This is a genomic window from Jeotgalibacillus sp. 10bf12 (assembly GCF_055597105.1).
This window is the reverse complement of sequence record NZ_CP200276.1, coordinates 1416678-1434626: the sequence shown is the minus strand read 5'-3', so window position 1 is coordinate 1434626 and position 17949 is coordinate 1416678. Positions and strand designations below refer to the sequence as shown.

15 protein-coding genes and 1 pseudogene are annotated in these 17949 nt (G+C 43.1%); 6 read left to right on the top strand and 10 right to left on the bottom strand.

Features of this window, described 5'->3' with window-relative positions:
• The first annotated feature begins 76 nt into the window (after positions 1-76).
• A complete protein-coding gene (mscL, locus tag DH10bf12_RS07485) occupies positions 77-457 on the top strand; it encodes a large-conductance mechanosensitive channel protein MscL (RefSeq protein ID WP_471738206.1) in 381 nt (126 codons plus the stop codon).
• A gap of 36 nt (positions 458-493) precedes the next feature.
• Here mscL and DH10bf12_RS07480 read toward each other — a convergent pair whose 3' ends face one another.
• From DH10bf12_RS07480 to DH10bf12_RS07460, 5 genes are all read right to left on the bottom strand, one after another.
• Positions 494-1390: an ABC transporter permease gene (locus DH10bf12_RS07480; RefSeq protein ID WP_471737890.1), complete on the bottom strand. Its 897-nt coding sequence runs from the start codon at positions 1388-1390 to the stop codon at positions 494-496.
• A 31-nt stretch (positions 1391-1421) separates the two neighbouring features.
• Positions 1422-2426 (bottom strand): ABC transporter permease, encoded by a 1005-nt coding sequence (locus DH10bf12_RS07475; protein WP_471737889.1) that lies wholly within the window; start codon positions 2424-2426, stop codon positions 1422-1424.
• 335 nt (positions 2427-2761) lie between these two features.
• Complete coding sequence (locus DH10bf12_RS07470) at positions 2762-4393, bottom strand: ABC transporter substrate-binding protein (protein ID WP_471737888.1); 1632 nt, start codon at positions 4391-4393, stop codon at positions 2762-2764.
• Positions 4386-5414 (bottom strand): ABC transporter ATP-binding protein, encoded by a 1029-nt coding sequence (locus DH10bf12_RS07465; RefSeq protein WP_471737887.1) that lies wholly within the window; start codon positions 5412-5414, stop codon positions 4386-4388. The genes DH10bf12_RS07470 and DH10bf12_RS07465 overlap by 8 nt, the downstream gene beginning before the upstream one ends.
• On the bottom strand, positions 5386-6405 hold the full coding sequence (locus tag DH10bf12_RS07460; RefSeq protein WP_471737886.1) for an ABC transporter ATP-binding protein: 1020 nt from the start codon (positions 6403-6405) through the stop codon (positions 5386-5388). Before DH10bf12_RS07460 ends, DH10bf12_RS07465 begins: the two co-directional genes overlap by 29 nt.
• 513 nt (positions 6406-6918) lie before the next feature.
• Here DH10bf12_RS07460 and DH10bf12_RS07455 point away from each other — a divergent pair.
• Positions 6919-8079 (top strand): annotated as a pseudogene (locus DH10bf12_RS07455) (IS3 family transposase).
• Between the two features lie 59 nt (positions 8080-8138).
• Here the strand turns inward: DH10bf12_RS07455 and DH10bf12_RS07450 are convergent.
• Complete coding sequence (locus DH10bf12_RS07450; RefSeq protein WP_471737885.1) at positions 8139-9077, bottom strand: DUF1002 domain-containing protein; 939 nt, start codon at positions 9075-9077, stop codon at positions 8139-8141.
• A gap of 240 nt (positions 9078-9317) precedes the next feature.
• Here DH10bf12_RS07450 and DH10bf12_RS07445 point away from each other — a divergent pair, with 240 nt between their 5' ends.
• A complete protein-coding gene (locus DH10bf12_RS07445; RefSeq protein ID WP_471737884.1) occupies positions 9318-10232 on the top strand; it encodes a ketopantoate reductase family protein in 915 nt (304 codons plus the stop codon).
• Between the two features lie 66 nt (positions 10233-10298).
• Entirely contained in the window at positions 10299-10613 is a 315-nt protein-coding gene (locus DH10bf12_RS07440; RefSeq protein ID WP_471737883.1) for a winged helix-turn-helix transcriptional regulator, read from the top strand.
• 86 nt (positions 10614-10699) lie between these two features.
• Here the strand turns inward: DH10bf12_RS07440 and DH10bf12_RS07435 are convergent, their stop codons facing one another.
• On the bottom strand, positions 10700-11845 hold the full coding sequence (locus DH10bf12_RS07435; protein WP_471737882.1) for a S1C family serine protease: 1146 nt from the start codon (positions 11843-11845) through the stop codon (positions 10700-10702).
• A gap of 9 nt (positions 11846-11854) precedes the next feature.
• Positions 11855-12961 carry an FxLYD domain-containing protein gene (locus DH10bf12_RS07430; protein WP_471737881.1) on the bottom strand — a complete coding sequence of 369 codons (1107 nt, stop codon included), beginning with the start codon at positions 12959-12961 and terminating at the stop codon, positions 11855-11857.
• A gap of 232 nt (positions 12962-13193) precedes the next feature.
• Between DH10bf12_RS07430 and DH10bf12_RS07425 the strand changes: the two genes are divergently transcribed.
• Positions 13194-13733, top strand: coding sequence for a YceI family protein (locus DH10bf12_RS07425; RefSeq protein ID WP_471737880.1), 540 nt, complete (start codon positions 13194-13196; stop codon positions 13731-13733).
• 993 nt (positions 13734-14726) lie between these two features.
• Here DH10bf12_RS07425 and DH10bf12_RS07420 read toward each other — a convergent pair.
• On the bottom strand, positions 14727-16310 hold the full coding sequence (locus tag DH10bf12_RS07420) for a long-chain-fatty-acid--CoA ligase (protein WP_471737879.1): 1584 nt from the start codon (positions 16308-16310) through the stop codon (positions 14727-14729).
• Positions 16311-16744: 434 nt separating this feature from the next.
• Here DH10bf12_RS07420 and DH10bf12_RS07415 point away from each other — a divergent pair, with 434 nt between their 5' ends.
• The gene (locus DH10bf12_RS07415) at positions 16745-16879 is read left to right on the top strand and encodes a hypothetical protein (protein WP_471737878.1); all 135 of its coding nucleotides are present in this window, start codon (positions 16745-16747) and stop codon (positions 16877-16879) included.
• A gap of 145 nt (positions 16880-17024) precedes the next feature.
• On the opposite strand, the gene DH10bf12_RS07410 is transcribed toward DH10bf12_RS07415, so the two are convergent.
• Positions 17025-17900 (bottom strand): dimethylarginine dimethylaminohydrolase family protein, encoded by an 876-nt coding sequence (locus DH10bf12_RS07410; protein WP_471737877.1) that lies wholly within the window; start codon positions 17898-17900, stop codon positions 17025-17027.
• Between the last annotated feature and the right edge of the window lie 49 nt (positions 17901-17949).

Here is a 17949-nt window from a genome sequence, read left to right as displayed (position 1 = left end):
TTTTTCTTTATCTATCACTCTATCAGCTGTTGAGATATAATAAGCGAAAAAGGCAGGTGAACAAAAAATGAGTAATATGATGAAGGAATTCAGAGAGTTTGCCATGCGTGGAAATGTTCTCGAGCTTGCGATCGCAGTTGTCCTAGGTGCCGCTTTCGGAAAAATTGTTACTGCTCTTGTAGAAAATATTATTATGCCGATTGTTGGAATTGTTCTGGGTGGCGTCAACTTTTCAGCACTTACTGTCAAAGTTGGAAACGCTGAGGTTACATACGGTATCTTCATTCAGGCAGTCATTGATTTTATCATTGTCGCTTTTGCGATCTTCCTGTTTGTTAAGCTGATTAACCGATTTAAGCGGAAGGAAGAAGCGAAAGAGGAAGCTGCACCTGTAGTTGCTCCTCAGACAGAACTGCTGACTGAGATTAGGGATCTACTGAAAAAAGAAAGAATCTAAAGAAAAAATTCCGCCGGTATCCCCGGCGGAATTTTTTTAAGTTTTCATTTTCGGGTCGAGTGCATCACGCAGCCCGTCACCCATTAAGTTAAATCCGAGTACAGCCAGCATAATGGCAAGTCCCGGGAAGAACAGTGTCCATGGTGCCTGTACGAGCAGCGCTCTTGAAGCGGCAAGCATGGCGCCCCACTCAGGTTCAGGAATCTGCGCACCGAGTCCGAGGAAGCCAAGTGCTGCAGCTTCAAGAATCGCTGTCGCAACTGCGAGCGAGCCCTGAACGATAATCGGTGTCATCGAGTTAGGCAGAACATGTGAAAATAGAATCCGACGGTCACTCATCCCAATCGCTTTTGCTGCCATAATATATTCCTCTTCTTTTACACTCAATACACGCGATCTGATCAGGCGTCCGAAGTTCGGAATATTAATAATGGCAATCGCAATTAACGCATTACGCAGTGAAGGTCCAAGGATTGATACAACTGCAATCGCTAATAGAATACTAGGAAAAGCAAGCATAATATCGAATAGACGGGAGATGATTGTATCCACCCATTTACCGTAATAACCTGCGATGATACCAAGCATACTTCCTACAATTGCTGAACCTACTACTGCAAGAAATCCTACTGTCAATGACAGCCTTGCACCGTATACAACACGCGAAAAAATATCACGTCCAAAGTCGTCTGTACCAAACCAGAAGTCTGCTGATGGTGGCTGCAGTCTGTTTGGAAGATCCTGTTCATTGATGCCCTGCGGTGCAATCAGTGGTGCAAAAAGCGCTACTAAAACAAAGAAAAAGACAATACTGGTCCCTACCAGTGCAATTTTATTTTTCCTGAATTTTCTCCAGGCCTCTTTCCACGGGGAAATTGTTTCCTCCTGAGGCGGCTTATTAGCCGGTTCCAATGTACGAGCCGGTTCACCCATATACAGTCACTCCTCTCCTGTCTAACATTCCTTAGTTATAGCGTATCCGCGGATCAATCACTGAATATAGAATATCTACAATCAGATTGATCATGACGAAGATAAAAGCAACGATTAAGATACCGGACTGAATAACAGGATAATCACGGGATGAAATACCTTCATAAATGTAACGTCCAACCCCAGGCAATCCGAAAATCGTTTCAGTCAGGATCGCTCCTCCGAGTAACAGCCCCGTCTGCAGACCGATAACCGTCAGCACAGGAATCACTGCATTTTTTAAAGAGTGCTTATAGACAACCCAGAACATTTTCTCACCCTTCGCACGTGCAGTACGAATGTAGTCAGATTTCATCACTTCAAGCATGCTTGAACGTGTCATACGTGCAATGATTGCCATCGGAATGGTAGCAAGCGCAATTCCCGGCATAATCAGGTGACGTAATACATCAACAAATTGATCAAAGCGTCCCTGAATTAGTGTATCGATTAAGTAAAGATTCGTAATCGCATTGACCGGATTACGTACATCTTCACGTCCGGTCGTCGGGAACCAGTCCCACTGCAGTGAAAACTGATACTGCATCATCAGACCAAGCCAGAAGATTGGCATAGATACACCAACAAGCGCCAGCACCATTGCTGTATAGTCGAACCACGAGTTCTGGAACCAGGCAGAAATAATCCCTGCGTTCACCCCTACAATGACAGCAATCACAATTGCGAAAATCGAAAGCTCAAATGTAGTAGCCAGATATGGCCAGATTTCTTCATTTACCGGTGTTCTTGTACGGATTGATTCCCCAAGATCACCCGTCATTAAATTTCCAAGGTATTGAAAGTACTGAACGTACCATGGATTATCCAGTCCCAGAGATTCTCTGAGTGCCGCGACGGCATCTTCAGTCGCCTGTTGTCCAAGAATGACAAGCGCAGGATCTCCGGGGATTGCACGGATAATCAGGAATACGATAAATGTCATTCCAAGCAATACTGGAATTAGCTGCAGTAGTCGTCTGATAATATACTGGAGCATCTTCACTCACCCCTCAAAGTTAAACGTGATGTTTTTAGTATGTAAAACGGATTATTGCTTTTTAAAAACCGCAGCTGGTTTCCGTGCAGGGCTTCGCTTTCCGCGGCCGGGCGGTGAGCCCGCAGGCTTCGCCATGCTCGGTCTCACCTGTCCCTTCCTGCCGCAGGAGTCTTCGCCCTGCACTCCAACCATCTGCTGAATAAATCTATAAGCCAGTTTCTTTTTCAATTATGTTGGTAGAGAGCGCTAATGCTTCTGCACAACTTTTAAAACAATACTCAAAAAGAAAAGGGAAAGGCGAATGTTCACCTTCCCCTTCAAAAGGTATTACTAAATTATTCGAATGAAACTGTGTGTAACCAGTCAGAACCGGTTGGGTGAGGCATAAAGCCCTGAAGGTTTGCACTACCAGCCATTAGAGGCGTAGAGTGTGCAAGTGGTACCCATGGTGCATCCTGGTGAATCAGTTCCTGTGCTTCCATGTAGAGCTGATTACGTGTATCTTCATCAGTTTCAGACTGTGCTTGGATTAAAAGATCATGTACTTCCTGGTTTTCATAGTAAGTGTAGTTGTTACTTCCAATGTTGTCCTGATCAAGTAGAACATAAAGGAAGTTATCAGCATCACCGTTATCTCCAGTCCATCCAAGAAGGAATGCATCTGCTTCTCCCATACGTGCTTTTTCAAGGTAAGTCGCCCACTCATAAGTAACGATTTCAGCATTGATTCCTACTTCAGCAAGGTTGCTCTGAATTGCTTCAGCTACCTTCTGACCATCTGGCATGTAAGGACGTGGAACAGGCATTGCCCAAAGTTCCATATCAAATCCATCGCCAAGTCCTGCTTCTTCAAGCAATTCTTTTGCCTTTTCAGGATCATACTCATAGCCTTCAATGTCATCATTGTAACCAGCGATTACCGGTGGCATTGGATTTTTCGCTACTTCAGCGCGTCCTTCGAAGAATGCATCTACAATTGCCTGACGGTCAATTGCATGGTTCATCGCCTGACGTACTTTTGGATCATCAAATGGCTCACGTGTAGCTGTAAGACCAAGGTACCCAACGTTCATTGACGGACGCTCAAACAGCTGAAGATTTTCATCTCCTTCGATTTGTGCAGCGTCACTCGGGTTGATTCCATCTGCAAGGTCAATCTCACCACTGATTAAAGCGTTAAGACGTGCAGAGTTTTCAGGAATCGAACGGAAAATCACCTGATTTACTTTCGGGAATTCAGAGTTCCAGTAGTCTTCGTTCTTTTCAAGAACAATACGTTCGTTTCTTCTCCACTCAACAAACTTGAATGGTCCTGTACCTACAGGGTTTTCAGCAAGCTCATCTTCACTCATATCAGCAATTGCTTTCGGTGAAACGATTGCGAATGGACTCATTGCAATATTCTTAAGGAATGGTGCCTGTGGACGCTTCAGCTTAATTTCAACAGTAGACTCATCCACTGCCTCAACCGATTCGATCACGTGACCTTCTTCATCACCAAATCCGCCAAACATTGACTTATAGTAATAGAACTTATCTTCTGATCCACTTGCCCAGCGATCAAAGTTTGCTACAACTGCATCTGCATTGAAAGGCTCTCCATCATGGAAAGTAACGCCTTCACGCAGCATAAATGTATAAGTTAATCCATCTTCTGCTACTTCCCATTCTTCAGCAAGACCAGGGTTAATTTCAGTGTCCTGCTCGCCAAACTCAACAAGCTGTTCAAAAATATTCTTTGTTACTTTGAATGACTCTCCATCTGTCACCGTGATCGGATCAAGAGCTACAGAGTCTCCCCCACGCCCGAATACTAATGTATCCTGACCTGATTCTTCAGCTGAATCGCCGCCATCATTACCTGAACCCCCGTCTTCCGATGAACCATCATCGCTCGAGCATCCAAACAATGCTGTTGAAACTGTAAGTAATAGTACAAAAAACAATAACAAGGCTTTCTTATTCATGCTTTCCCTCCTCAAGTAGTTGTTTATTTTGACCCGCTGCACTGCCTTCTTCTGTATATAAATGGCAGGCAACGTAATGTCCAGGTTCATGCTCCCTTAACTCAGGGATTTTTTGTGAGCAGACATCCATTTTAAAAGGACATCTTGTGTGAAATGCGCATCCTGATGGCGGATTCGATGGACTTGGAATATCCCCTTCAAGTACAACCGCATCTTTCTGATACAGCGGATCCGGAATCGGAACTGCTGATAACAGTGCCTGCGTATATGGGTGAAGCGGTTTGTCATACAGTTTTTCACTGTCTGTCAGCTCAGCCATTCGGCCAAGGTACATCACGCCTACACGGTCACTTATATGGCGAACGACACCGAGATCATGAGCGATCACGATATACGTCAGCTGGAATTCTTTTTGCAGATCCTGCATCAGGTTCAGTACCTGCGACTGAATGGATACATCCAGTGCTGATACAGGTTCATCTGCGATAATTAATTTAGGCTGTGTCATGAGTGCGCGCGCAATGCCAATTCTCTGACGCTGACCGCCACTGAACTGGTGTGGATAACGCTTTGCATGATAGCTGCTTAATCCGACAATCTCCAAAAGCTCACGTACTTTCTGCTTACGTTCTTTTGGCGTGCCGATCCCATGAACCTTTAAAGGCTCTTCAAGAATTTTTTCAACTGTATGTCTCGGGTTCAAGGATGCAAAAGGATCCTGAAACACCATCTGCATATCCCGTCTCAGCTTTCTCATATCACCTGTGCTGAGCTTTGTAACATCCTGTCCTTCAAAGTACACTTTGCCGTCTGTCGGTTCGATCAGTCTCAGCAGCATGCGACCGGTTGTCGATTTACCGCATCCTGATTCTCCTACAATGCCAAGCGTTTCTCCTTTTTTCACTTCAAATGAAACGCCTTCAACTGCTTTAACAGACCCTACTTCTTTTCCAAGAATACCGCCCCGGATCGGGAAATGCTTCTTCAGGTTTTCAACTCTTAACAGTGTTTCTGTTGTCATGAACCGTTTCCTCCTTCTCGTCAAATAGGAAACACCTTGTCGAATGTCCCTCTGCTGTTTTGTATAAAGGAGGATCTTCCTGTCTGCACCGGTCAAAAGCAAACTCACAGCGGTCTGCAAAGCGGCAGCCCTGTTTAATTGAGCCCGGTTTCGGCACGTTCCCCGGAATTGAATACAGACGCTGTTTTTTATGGCGCATATCAGGGACAGATTGGATCAGCCCTCTTGTATAAGGGTGCTGAGGATCTTTAAAAATCTCAACGACCGGCCCTGTTTCAACAACCTTTCCTGCATACATAACGACAATCCGTTCACATGTCTCAGCGACAACACCAAGATCATGGGTGATCATCATAATTGCTGTATTCATCTTTTCATTCAGGTCCTTCATCAATTTTAAAATCTGAGCCTGAATCGTTACATCAAGCGCCGTTGTTGGTTCATCTGCAATCAGGAGCCTTGGATTACATACCATCGCCATTGCAATCATGACACGCTGACGCATGCCCCCTGAAAGCTGGTGAGGATAATCGTTCATCAGTTCCTCAGCCCGCGGCAGTCCAACGAGCTTAAGCATTTCAATCGATCTCTGTTTTGCCTGTTTTTTGTTACCCATTTTATGTATCAGCATCGCATCCATCAGCTGGCTGCCAATGGTAAACAGTGGATTCAGTGACGTCATTGGCTCCTGAAAAATCATGGCCACATCGTTTCCCCTGATCTGTCTCATTCTTTTTTCAGATGCTGTTGTCAGTTCCTCACCATTTAACTTAATCTCACCGCCGATGATTTTTCCCGGCGGACTCGGAATGAGCCCCATGACTGAAAGGGAAGTAACACTTTTCCCACAGCCTGATTCTCCTACAATACCGAGAACCTCACCCTCACGGACATAAAAGTCAATATCGTCTACTGCAGGTACTTCTCCCTCGTCTGTAAAAAACGAGACGCGGAGACCTTTCACATCCAGTACCTTCTCCTGAGTCTTCATTGTGATCCCCCTCAAAATGACACATTCTATTATTTTTCTAATATACTTAGTTTTCTGAATTTTGATAAGACTTATTATACGATGTTACAGAAAGATTTCAATAGCTATTCGTCATTTTTTAGTCAAATTGAATAAATTTGCAGTGATTTCGGCTTGTTTTTGTTATCCCTATCTGTTTTATTGGAATTAAAAAAGGTGTCTTTACACTTTGCAGAATAAGGTTTTATAAGTCGTTTTATATCAGTTGATCATTTCACATTTCAGATGAAATTTTACTTAAATAACTTTATTTTTATAAGTTATTAAGTATATTTATAATTTCTCCATGACTATACAGGAAACCAAAATCTTGTTTAGTTCTTGACATCTCCATAAAAGCAATTATCTGAATTACATATTTACTCATATAAAAAAGCCCCCGGCATGTCTAAACTAACCTAGATTAATGGGACACAATAAAACACCTTCGAAATGGTACACTTGAACAAAGTACTAATTCGGAGGTGTTTTTGCATGGGCAAAAACGTGTATTCAAATGAGGTTAAGTGGGCGGTAGTCAAAGATAAAATGAGTGGTCAACTGACAAACAGCGAGATCATGGAGAAGTATGGGATTAAGAATGTGACTCAAATTAAGACGTGGATGAAATGGTACCGTGAAAATCAGATTCATCGCTTCGACCAGCCTATCGGAAAACAGTATACGTATGGTCTTGGTCCTGAAGATACGAGTTTAGAAGAGAAAAATGATCGAAAAATGAAGCACCTCACTCAGGAGAATGAAATCCTAAAAAGTATTTGGAGATCGAAAAGGAGCTGAAAAAGAAATCGTCCTCCAACTAGTTCAAAAATTGAGAAAGAAATATACGGTGTCAGCTATCCTATCTGTCTTAAACGTACCTAGGTCTACCTATTACCGCTGGGCATCTGCCGAACCAGTCACATTATCTAAGGAAGAAAAGACAATTATCTACCTATGCGAAAAAAAAAATACCGATATGGACACCGTAAAATTAAAGAGTTATTAAAACGCGACTATCGCATCAAGCTAAATCGGAATACGGTTCAACGGATGATGCAGAAGCATCATCTTCAATGTAGAGTGAAAAAGAAAAGAAAGTGGAAATCTCAAGGTGAGTCTGTCATTGTCGCACCAAACTTATTACAACGAGCGTTTCACGCAAGCAGACCGAATCAAAAGTGGGTAACGGATATTACGTACATTCAATATGGATCCGACACTTTATATTTATCAACGATTATGGACTTGTTTAATAATCAAATTGTCGCCTATAAGTTGTATACACACCAGCAAATCCCTTTGGTTATTGATACATTAAATGAGGCACTAGAAAAGAGAGGTTATCCAACAGGGGTCATGATTCATTCAGACCAAGGAAGTGTCTATTCTTCTTATGCGTACCAAAATTTAATGAAAGAGAAACATTTGATCAGTAGTATGTCCCGAAGGGGAAACTGTTGGGATAACGCAGTCATTGAGTCTTTCCATTCAAATCTAAAATCAGAAGAATTCCAGTATGTAAAGTTTAATTCGTTGTCTATAGAAGCCGTAAAAGAACGGATAGATCAGTTTATGAAGTATTATAACGAAGAGCGTATTCAGGAAAAATTAGGCTACCATACACCAATAGAGTTTGGTGAAATGGCAGCCTAAGAGGGTGTTTTATTACTGTCTCATATGACTAGGTCAGTCTATGTCCGGGAGCTTTCTCATTATTGCTGCGATTCATTAATTGGTTCTTCTTCAGATCCTCCAAATAAGCCTGAGATTGCATCAATCAATCCCTGGAAAAAGTCTCTGACACCCTGCCAGAAGCCTTCATCGTTGACTACATCACTCAGCCTGTCCTGGATCGCTGTTGATAGATCATTCAGCTGCTCAGATACATTATCAAAGTTAATATTCAGGTTACGCATCTGTTCAAACAGATCTGTCAGACGCTGACGATCTTCTTCACTCAGATTGATCTCGAGATTAGATAGCTGCTCATCAATAATCTGTTCTACATCTTCACGTGTTGCGGGGTTTTGCTCTGAAATGGCCTGCTTGATTTCAGTCAACAGCTCACTCACTTTTTCCTGATCAATGCCTTCTTCTTCTGCAAGGTCAGTGGCAAGATTCAATTCATCGTTTGCTACTTCAAGACGCGCTGTATCAAGCTCTTCTCCACTGACTTCGTATGCTTTATAAATCCCTGTAAGCGCAGAGTGTCCACTTACTTTTACAGGTGATGCGATTTCTACAGTGGCATTTTCAATCCCTGCTGTCAGTAGTGCGTTTGCATACATTGTATCTGTTACCTGCGTAATGTTTTCAGGATTGACTCTTTCAATAATCAGTCCATGTCCCTCATCTTCACGAGTGATTTTAGCTGAAGAAAACATGCGTGCACGGCTGTCTTCACCTTCAATATATCTGACAAGATCTTCACCCGTTACAACAACTTCTTCTACTGATTCAGGATCAGTCACACCAAGCATATCTCTTACTTCCTGCTTTTGATTGTCATCAAGATTTCCACCGAGCACAAGGATCGGCAGGCCGAATCTTTCATCTATGCCTTCGTCTGTATTATGGTCTGAAGCACTCGCTGTGCCAAATGCCGGAATGATTAAGATGATCGCTAAAAGTGCTGCAATAAACTGTTTCATGATCTTCATTCTCCTTTTTTTTCAGTTCAGAAGAAATTTCCTCTGCACCTAATAGACGTAAAAATCTCCAAAAGGTTTCAAAAGGTTTTTCAGTTCTTCAGTCAGATGCCCCCCTGATCTTTAACAGCTTGTGTAAATGAAGCAATTTCATGACTATTTTCAAACTGAATAAGGACAATTTTCGAATTCTTATGAATGATAACGTATGATAGAAAAAGAACACAGGAGGAGGTTTATATCATGAACATTCTGATTGCAGGAGCCGGGGGTATTGGCGGATATTTTGGTAGCCGGCTGATGGAAAAAGGACAGAACGTGACTTTTCTGGTCCGGAATCAAAGAAAGCAGCAGCTTGAAAAAACCGGGCTGGTCATTGAAAGTCCTCATGGAAATTACACAGGTAAACCGGCACTGATTACTAAAGAAGATCGTGGTCAGACTTTTGATGCGATTATCATTACAACGAAAGCCTATCACCTTGAAGAAGTGATAAAAGATATTCAGCCTTTTGCTGACCAATCCACCATGATCCTGCCCCTGTTAAACGGGATTGCACATATGGACCCATTAGTTGAAGTCTTCGGTGACCAGGTCATTGGTGGACTGTGCTTTATCGAAACCACGCTGAATGAAGAAGGACACATTATTCAGTCAAGTCCAATTCATGACCTGGTGTATGGTGAAAGAGACGGCAGTCAATCTGAACGGATCATCAAGCTGAATGAGGCCTTTGAAGGGGCAAATGCAGGATTTGCACTCAGTGATAAGATCATGCAGGATATGTGGCATAAGTATTCATTTATCACTGCGATGTCGGGAATTACGACTTTAATGAGGTCACCTGTCGGCCCGACAGTGAATATTCCCGCTGCAAAACATACACTCGAGAGGCTGTTAAATGAAATCTCAGCTGTGATGAAATCCATCGATGCCCCAATTGCTGACGGGCTCCCTGAGATGCAGATGAAGAAGATGCAGGAAATGAAAGAAGGAATGAAATCTTCCATGCTCCGTGATATGGAAAAGCGGCTGCAGACAGAAACCTCTCACCTTCAGGGCTGGCTACTTGAAAAAGGGAAAGAAAACGGGATTGATAGTCCAATACTTGAAGCAGCGTTTGCCCATGTGAAGATCTATGAGTCTCTGCAATTCTGATCGGTGGCGAATTGCACAATCCTGCTGTATAATGGATTGACTATATAGTAAAAAGGAGGGAATGTCATGGCTGCGATGTCATTATGTCCGAAGTTCGAGCAGGCTTTTCAAATTCTGGGCAAGCGCTGGAACGGCGTGATTATCCGTGTACTTGCTGATGGACCGAAACGCTTTTCGGAAATTGCAGAGCCGATCCCTCATATCAGCAATAAAATTTTAACTGAACGTCTGAAGGAACTGGAAGAGCACGGTCTTGTTATACGCGAAGTATATCCGGAAACGCCAGTGCGGATCGAATATAAATTGTCTGATAAGGGTGAATCGCTTACGCCTATTTTAGATGAAATCCAACATTGGGCTGACCAGTGGATGGCTAAATAGTAAAATGCCGGAACATTTAATTGTTCCGGCATTTTTGTATGAGATCATCGTTCCGCTGAACTCAATGTCACGGTTCAAAAACCGACTTATTCTTCTTCTGACGATTCCAATCTCTTAATTTTGTATTGTCCATTTTCTTCTGTAATCAGGAAGCGGTAGTTGAATAAGGTTTTTTCAGGCTGATTATTAATCAGCTCTTCTTTTTCAACTGATGCTCTCACTTCCACGTCACCTGATACAACAAACGCTTCTGATGATTTCAGCGAAATAGATAATAGATTTTGAAACTCATCTTTGAATTCCGCAAATGTAAAATCTTCCTGCACTGAAACACTTAGTAATGAATATGCCGTCACATAATCACCAAACTCAACGCTTGAGAGATAGTACTGGGCGATATATGACGCCTGTTCTTCAATTGTAGGTGTAACTGCATCGGCAGGCTGGTCAGCATATTGTGCAAAGGTCGGAAGCTCTTCCATCGGTTCTGCAATCCAGCCGTCAATCAGGTCCACTACATCTGCGATCGGAATACTGTAGCCGAGATTCTGGTCAGGCTCTTCTGCAGAGTTTAGCCCGATCACTTTCATTGAGTCCGCATCAATCAGAGGCCCCCCACTGTTCCCCGGGGAAATCGCTGCTGTAAACTGATCAATGTTTTCATATTGAAAAGGCTCGATGACAAATGAACGATTCGTTCCGTCAATCACACCCGAAGTCACTGTATTTTGAAATCCAAGCGGACTTCCAAGCGCAAGTACCTGGTCGAGCAGCTGTGCCTCTTTCTCAGTTTCAAGCTGCATGGGCTCTCTTCCTGAAAGCTCATCCACCTGAATCAGCGCAACATCTGTTGTATCACTGATTCCTTTTACATAGCCTGTATATCGTGCAGAATCCGCTGTGATCACAGTGACTTCAGAGGCGTTGGCAACAACATGGGCATTGGTCACGATCGCCCCTTCATTGTTATAAATAAAACCTGAGCCGATCGAGCCAATTGGTGTCTCAATCTGTATCACCTTTTGCTGGGCATCAAAAAGCGCTTCCTCCCTTGTCATTGAAAGCTGACTGAGGAAATCTTCCTTATCTGCATCCAGCCCTCCTGTTATTAAATAAGAAGGCTCCTCTTGAATAGAGCCTGTTACGTATTGTTTGAGCGTCACTCCGCCCCAAAGCGTCAATCCAATTATTACAACTGACGCAACGAGACTCATGGTCCATTTTTTAGTCATACTTCACCTCTATTCCAAATACCATGTAATTGATTCGATTTCCACTTTTTCATATGCATCATTTACTTCAATTTCATCTGTAAAATTTCCCTTTTGTTCAGGAACTAGATACTCCGGATCAACAACCGTCAGACTTTCTGCAACTATATTACCTTCTTCATCGAATACGCTCCACGTAATTTCGATCCAGCTGATTGGCCTTGAACCATTGTTTTTCACTGCACCAGTCAGCTTGATCAACTCATCATCTGCAGACACTTCCCAGTCCTCTACTGCGACTGCCTCTGTACGATTAAAGTGATCCTGCCTCTCTGCTTCCTTCATCGCTTCAGCAAGGCGGTTATATTCTTCTTCCTGATAAGCATTTCGCTGTGCTTTAATTTCTTCTTCAAATGACTGTAACTGCTCATGGTCAGGGGCATAGCCAAGTCCAATCTCGACAATATCCAGCGCTTCAGAAAAATGATAAAGCGAAAGTTCTTCAGAAGCATCCCTGATGGACAGTGATGCAATCTGATCAACAATCTGGCTCTCAAGCTCTGAGGCACCTTCTTCATCAATTTCACTTACTTCAAGCAGCTTGCCTGCAAGCGACTGGATCGACAGCTCTTCATTCAAATCATCTCTTATTGAAAGTAGTAGTGCTTTTTCTTTTAGATCAATTATGCGCTGCTGTTCAGCAAACAACAGCTCGTTTTGATTTTCTTTCATTTTTAAAGCAAGGTTTTCAATTTCACCCTGTATATTTGCATAGTTCCCATTTTCAAGCTGATCTTCAAGCTTCCCTATCTGCTTTTCAAAAGACTCAGCCTGTCTGACCGCTCTCAGACTATCACGTAATGAATCATATTCTGGTCGTGCATTCGCAGCTCTCGCAAGATTCTGCTCCGCCTCATCCCAATTTTTATAAAAAGCAGCATTCTCGCCTGCAGATTTCCATTCTGTCACTTTCTGATTCGTCCAGGTTTCATATCCAAAAACACTTCCCAGGGACACAATACTGACCATCACAACAATTAAAAAGAATCGAAAAGGTGTTAACACCCTTTTTCTTTCACTGAAGTCTGTAGAAGGAGATCTGGACGATGTTTTGTTTTCAGATTGATCATTATTCATCGATGCATTCCCCTTTCCTTATCTATTGTACTACCCTTTTTTCCTTTATTTCACTCTAAATGAGACAATTCGCTAAAAATCTGCAAATTTTTTTAAACGAGCTATCTTTCATTGAATTTAATGACGAAAAAAAATGAAATAAGCTGTTGACATTATCTCGAATTCGAGATAAACTAATTACAAATAACAACCGAGTTACAAAAAGTAACTCTAAATTAGGAGGAATATTATAATGACAAACACAACAGCAAAAAAATGGGCAGTAGATACAGCACACTCAAGCGTGGATTTCTCAGTTAAGCACATGATGATTTCCAAAGTAAAAGGAACTTTCCATGAATTTGGTGCAGACGTTTCAGCTGATCCACAGGACCTGACTGGCGCAGATATAAACTTTTCAATCAAAGTAAACAGCATTGATACACGCAGCCAGGACCGTGATAACCACCTGCGCTCAGCTGATTTCTTCGAGGTTGAAACCTACCCTGAAATCACTTTCCGTTCTACTGATGTAAAAAAGACCGGCGAAGATGAGTACGAAATGACTGGTGACGTAACCATTAAAGATGTGACTCGTCAGGAAACATTCAAGGTAGAATATGAAGGTTCAGGTCAGGATCCATGGGGCAATCAAAAAGTCGGCTTCACAGCAGACGGCAAAATCAACCGCAAAAACTACGGCCTGACATGGAACCAGACGCTTGAAACTGGTGGCGTGCTTGTAGGCGAAGATATTAAAATTAATCTCCAGATTCAGGCGCAGGAAGCATAGAAAAGCGGAGACGAGCGATTAGCCCCGACAGGCATAAGACGCACTGAGAGAAATGGGTGACCTTTCCCATTTTCTCAGTGTGGCTTATGACTCGAGGGGTTGCGAGTCGGAGCTGGACAGCATAGAAAAGCGGAAGGCGCTTGGTCAGCTCCGACTGGCATAAGACGCGGAGCGGAAAATGGGTGAACTTTCCCGTTTACCGATTCGTGGCTTATGTCCCGAGGAGCTAGCGCCTGGAGCTGGACATTACAGAAAAGCGGAAGCAGGCGTTTAGGGGCGTATGCGGTGGACTGAAGCGGATTGAGATATAGGAAACACAGTGAACGAAGTGAACTGATGTTGACTTATCTTAAGGAGCTGAGGGAAGCGCACTAGCCCCTGCCTGCTGGAGCTGGACATTATAGAAAAGCGTAGACGAGCGATTAGCCCCGACAAGCATAAGACGCGCTGAGAGAAATGGGTGAACTTTCCCATTTTCTCAGTGTGACTTATGACTCGAGGTGTTGCGAGTTGGAGCTGGACAGCATAGAAAAGCGGAAGGCGCTTGGTCAGCTCCGACAGGCATAAGACGCGGAGCGGAAAACGGGTGAACTTTCCCGTTTACCGAGGGGCTGCCTGCTGGAGCTAGTAGACATAGTATAGATGCAGTAGACCCGCTGAGTCCTAGCTCAGCGGGTTTTTGCAGAGTTGAGCGGGTACGGAGGTCAGCGGCTGAATAATAAAAAACATGAGCGAAAAACCCAAAAGGTGATAGATTTATTTCGATAGATGATTGAAAAATCCAGCTTCCACCCCCATGCTGCAGAATCATTCAAAAGGTGATAGATATAAACAGATTGCTGATAGATATATCTCCATTGATCAGCGAATAAAGCCGCGCACAATTGTATAGTGCTACGACAAAAGTGAAAATCCGTACTGACCCGCCACTCCCCAACCAGCTCTCACCCACACAAAAAACCGCCAAAGCCCAGGCTCCAGCGGTTCTACAGACTAGTTAATCATCTTCCCTTCTTTATCCTTCCAAAATTCCTTCCTCAGTACAACCTTCTGAATTTTACCCGAAGCAGTCTTTGGCAGCTCGTCTGCAAAGCTGAAGCTTTTCGGAATTTTAAAACGGGCAAGTTTTTCATTGGCAAAGGCTACAATGTCTTCTTCCGTCAGATCAGCACCAGCCCGCTTAACCACAACCGCGTGTGGCACTTCTCCCCATTTTTCATGGGGCACAGCGATGACAGCTGCTTCCATAATGTCAGGATGGTCATATAATGCAGCTTCGACTTCTATAGAAGAAATATTTTCTCCACCACTGATGATCACGTCTTTTTTACGATCGACGATTTCCATATAACCCTGGTCATCGATTACTGCCATATCGCCTGTGTACAGCCAGCCTTCCCTAATTGTAGCGGATGTAGCTTCAGGATTTTTATAGTAGCCATCCATCACATTATTTGAGCGGACGGCAATTTCCCCAATGCTCTTCCCGTCATGCGGTACTTCTTCACCATTTTCATCAAAGACACGAACCTTCGTCCCAACCATTTCATAACCGGTTTTCGCTTTTAACCTTGCATAAGCACTTTCATCTTCAACCGGTGTATTGGACCGCGGCTGTGAGGTTGTGACAAGCGGGGAGATCTCTGTCATCCCATATACATGGATGAATTCCCACCCGAGTTCCTCTTCCACCTTTCTGATAAATGCAGGCGGTGGTGCAGAACCGGCAATCACAATTCTGAGCGGATGGTCGAATGTTGATTGTGTATGCTGTGATTCCTGCAAGACCATGTTTAGCACAGTCGGCGCCATATGCATGATTGTGACTTTGTGCTTTTCAACGCGCTCAAGCATCTGCTTTGGGTCAACCTTTCGCTGCATCACCTGTGTGGCCCCGTTTGCTGTATAGTAAAATGGCGAGCCCCAGCCGTTCACGTGAAACATCGGCAAAACATGCAATAACGTATCACGGTCGCTCACACGCAGATGGTGCATTGTGGACATCGCATGCAGATAATTTGAACGGTGAGACAGTAGAACACCTTTTGGATCACCGGTTGTACCACTCGTATATAGCAATGATGCAATATCCGTTTCTTCAAGTGGCTCCCTGTCAAACGCCTCCTCTGTAAATGTCATCAGCCACTCTTCATAATCAACACAGCCTTCAGCTGAGCCTCCCTGTACAATAATCGTATGAACACTTTCAAGCTGATCCCTGATCGGCTCTACTAAACGATATAATTCTGCATCTGCAAAAAGCACTTTACTTTCACTGTGATTTAAAATAAACAGGTAATCATCTGGTCTGAGACGCGTATTGAGTGAGGTCATGATGGCGCCAGTTTGATAAATTCCGTAAAATCCCTCATACATTTCAAGTGAATTTGGTGTTAAGTAAGCGACTTTATCCCCTTTTTTTATATCCAGACTTCTTAGTCCACGCGATAGACGATTCACTCTCTTTTCAATTTCTTTGTAAGTGAGTTCGCGTTCCCCATCAATGACTGCGGTTTTATTTCCGTAAAGCGTGACTGCCCGGTCCAGAAAATCTGTCAAAATCAATGGCACATGCATGCTTCCATCCCCTTTGTTTGAACTTAAATATGGGTGTATTGTATACGTTTTCAAAAAGTAAATCAATTATTGACAGAACTTTCAGGTATTTTATATTGGGCTTTATAAAAGTTGGCTGAGGATTTCCGCTTCAGGGGGACGCTTTCCGTGGCCGGTTCGGTGAGCCCGCAGGCTTCGCCATGCTCGGTCTCACTGGCCCCTTCCTGCCACTGGAGTCGCCCCCCTTCCACTTCAATCATCAGCTGTGCAGTACAACTAATGAATTTCAACAAATCTTATCTATAAAAATATTTTAGAATTGCTGAGAGTTTCTTCGAAAGCTACACAAGTAATATTACACAGACATTAAATGTTAGATACTGACCCTCTTAAATGATTAATTCATTGTCAGGCGGGAACAATATGTAATATACAGATCTAAGGAGATGATAGAAATGGCAGATAAAGATAATAAGAAAGAACAAAATAATAAGAATGATGCAGAAGAAAAGATGCAGGATATGTTTGAACAGGGAACTGTGGATCGTAAGAAAGATAATGAAGACAAGGACGAAAAGGATAAAGATTAAAAAATACCGGGCTGCTCGAATGTGAGCAGCCCGGTATTTTTATTAACGATGTCCAGCTCCAGCAGGCAGGTCCTCGAGTCATAAGTCACAAAGTGATAAAGGGAAAGGTCACCCTTTTTCACTTTGCGCCTTATGCTTGTCGGACCTAAACGCCTGCTTCCGCTTTTCTTCTATTAACAGGAAGTGTGCAGCATCTGAATGAGCCGCCTGACTTGATAATTTCTGAAATATCACACTCAATGACATCATAACCGGCTCTTTTCAGCTTTTTGTTGATGTCTTTGTTCATAGGCAGACTAATGATTTTCTCATTTCCTATGCTGAGAACGTTTGGCCCCATCGTGAACTGTTCATCATCTGATACATCAATCAGTTCATAATGCGCTGCAAACTTTTCAATCATTTCATCAGAAAAAGCAGGTCTGTAGATGAGCGCTTCTGCGGGTGAAATGATATTGAACAGACAGTCCAGGTGCAGATACTGTGAATCAAATGGAACTGGCGTAATATCGTGTTCAGGAAGGTTTTTACGAAGTTCCTCAACAGCAGCTTCAGTTGTTCTGCTGCTGATCCCAATCCAGATTTTATTCCCATCTGTAATGACATCGCCACCTTCTATAGAAGGTGAAGTAATTTTTTCAAACTTCAATTTTGATTCCTGCAGCCATTCCTGTAAGATCTTATCTTCTCCACTACGCATTTCTGTTCCCATTGTTGAAATAAAAACTGTATCACCAATGGTAAAGCCGATATCACGGGTAAAAACCTGTTCAGGGTACACGGCAAGTGGCGGCAGCTGGACAACATCTGCTCCGTGTTCGTGCAGCAGCTGAATGAAATGACGGTGCTGCTCCATTGCTTTTTCACGATCTATATTATCTTTTAAGAAATGCTTTTGTGTTTCATTAATTGCCTCTTCAATTTTCATGAAGGCAGGCGGACAGACAAGTACACGTTCTAGTGCGCCAAATTCATTTTGACAACCGGCCTGGTTATGATTTTCTTTTCGTTCCATTAACATGCTCCAGTCCTCCGTTTTTACTCTTTTTGTATGTTATTCCTTTTTTACA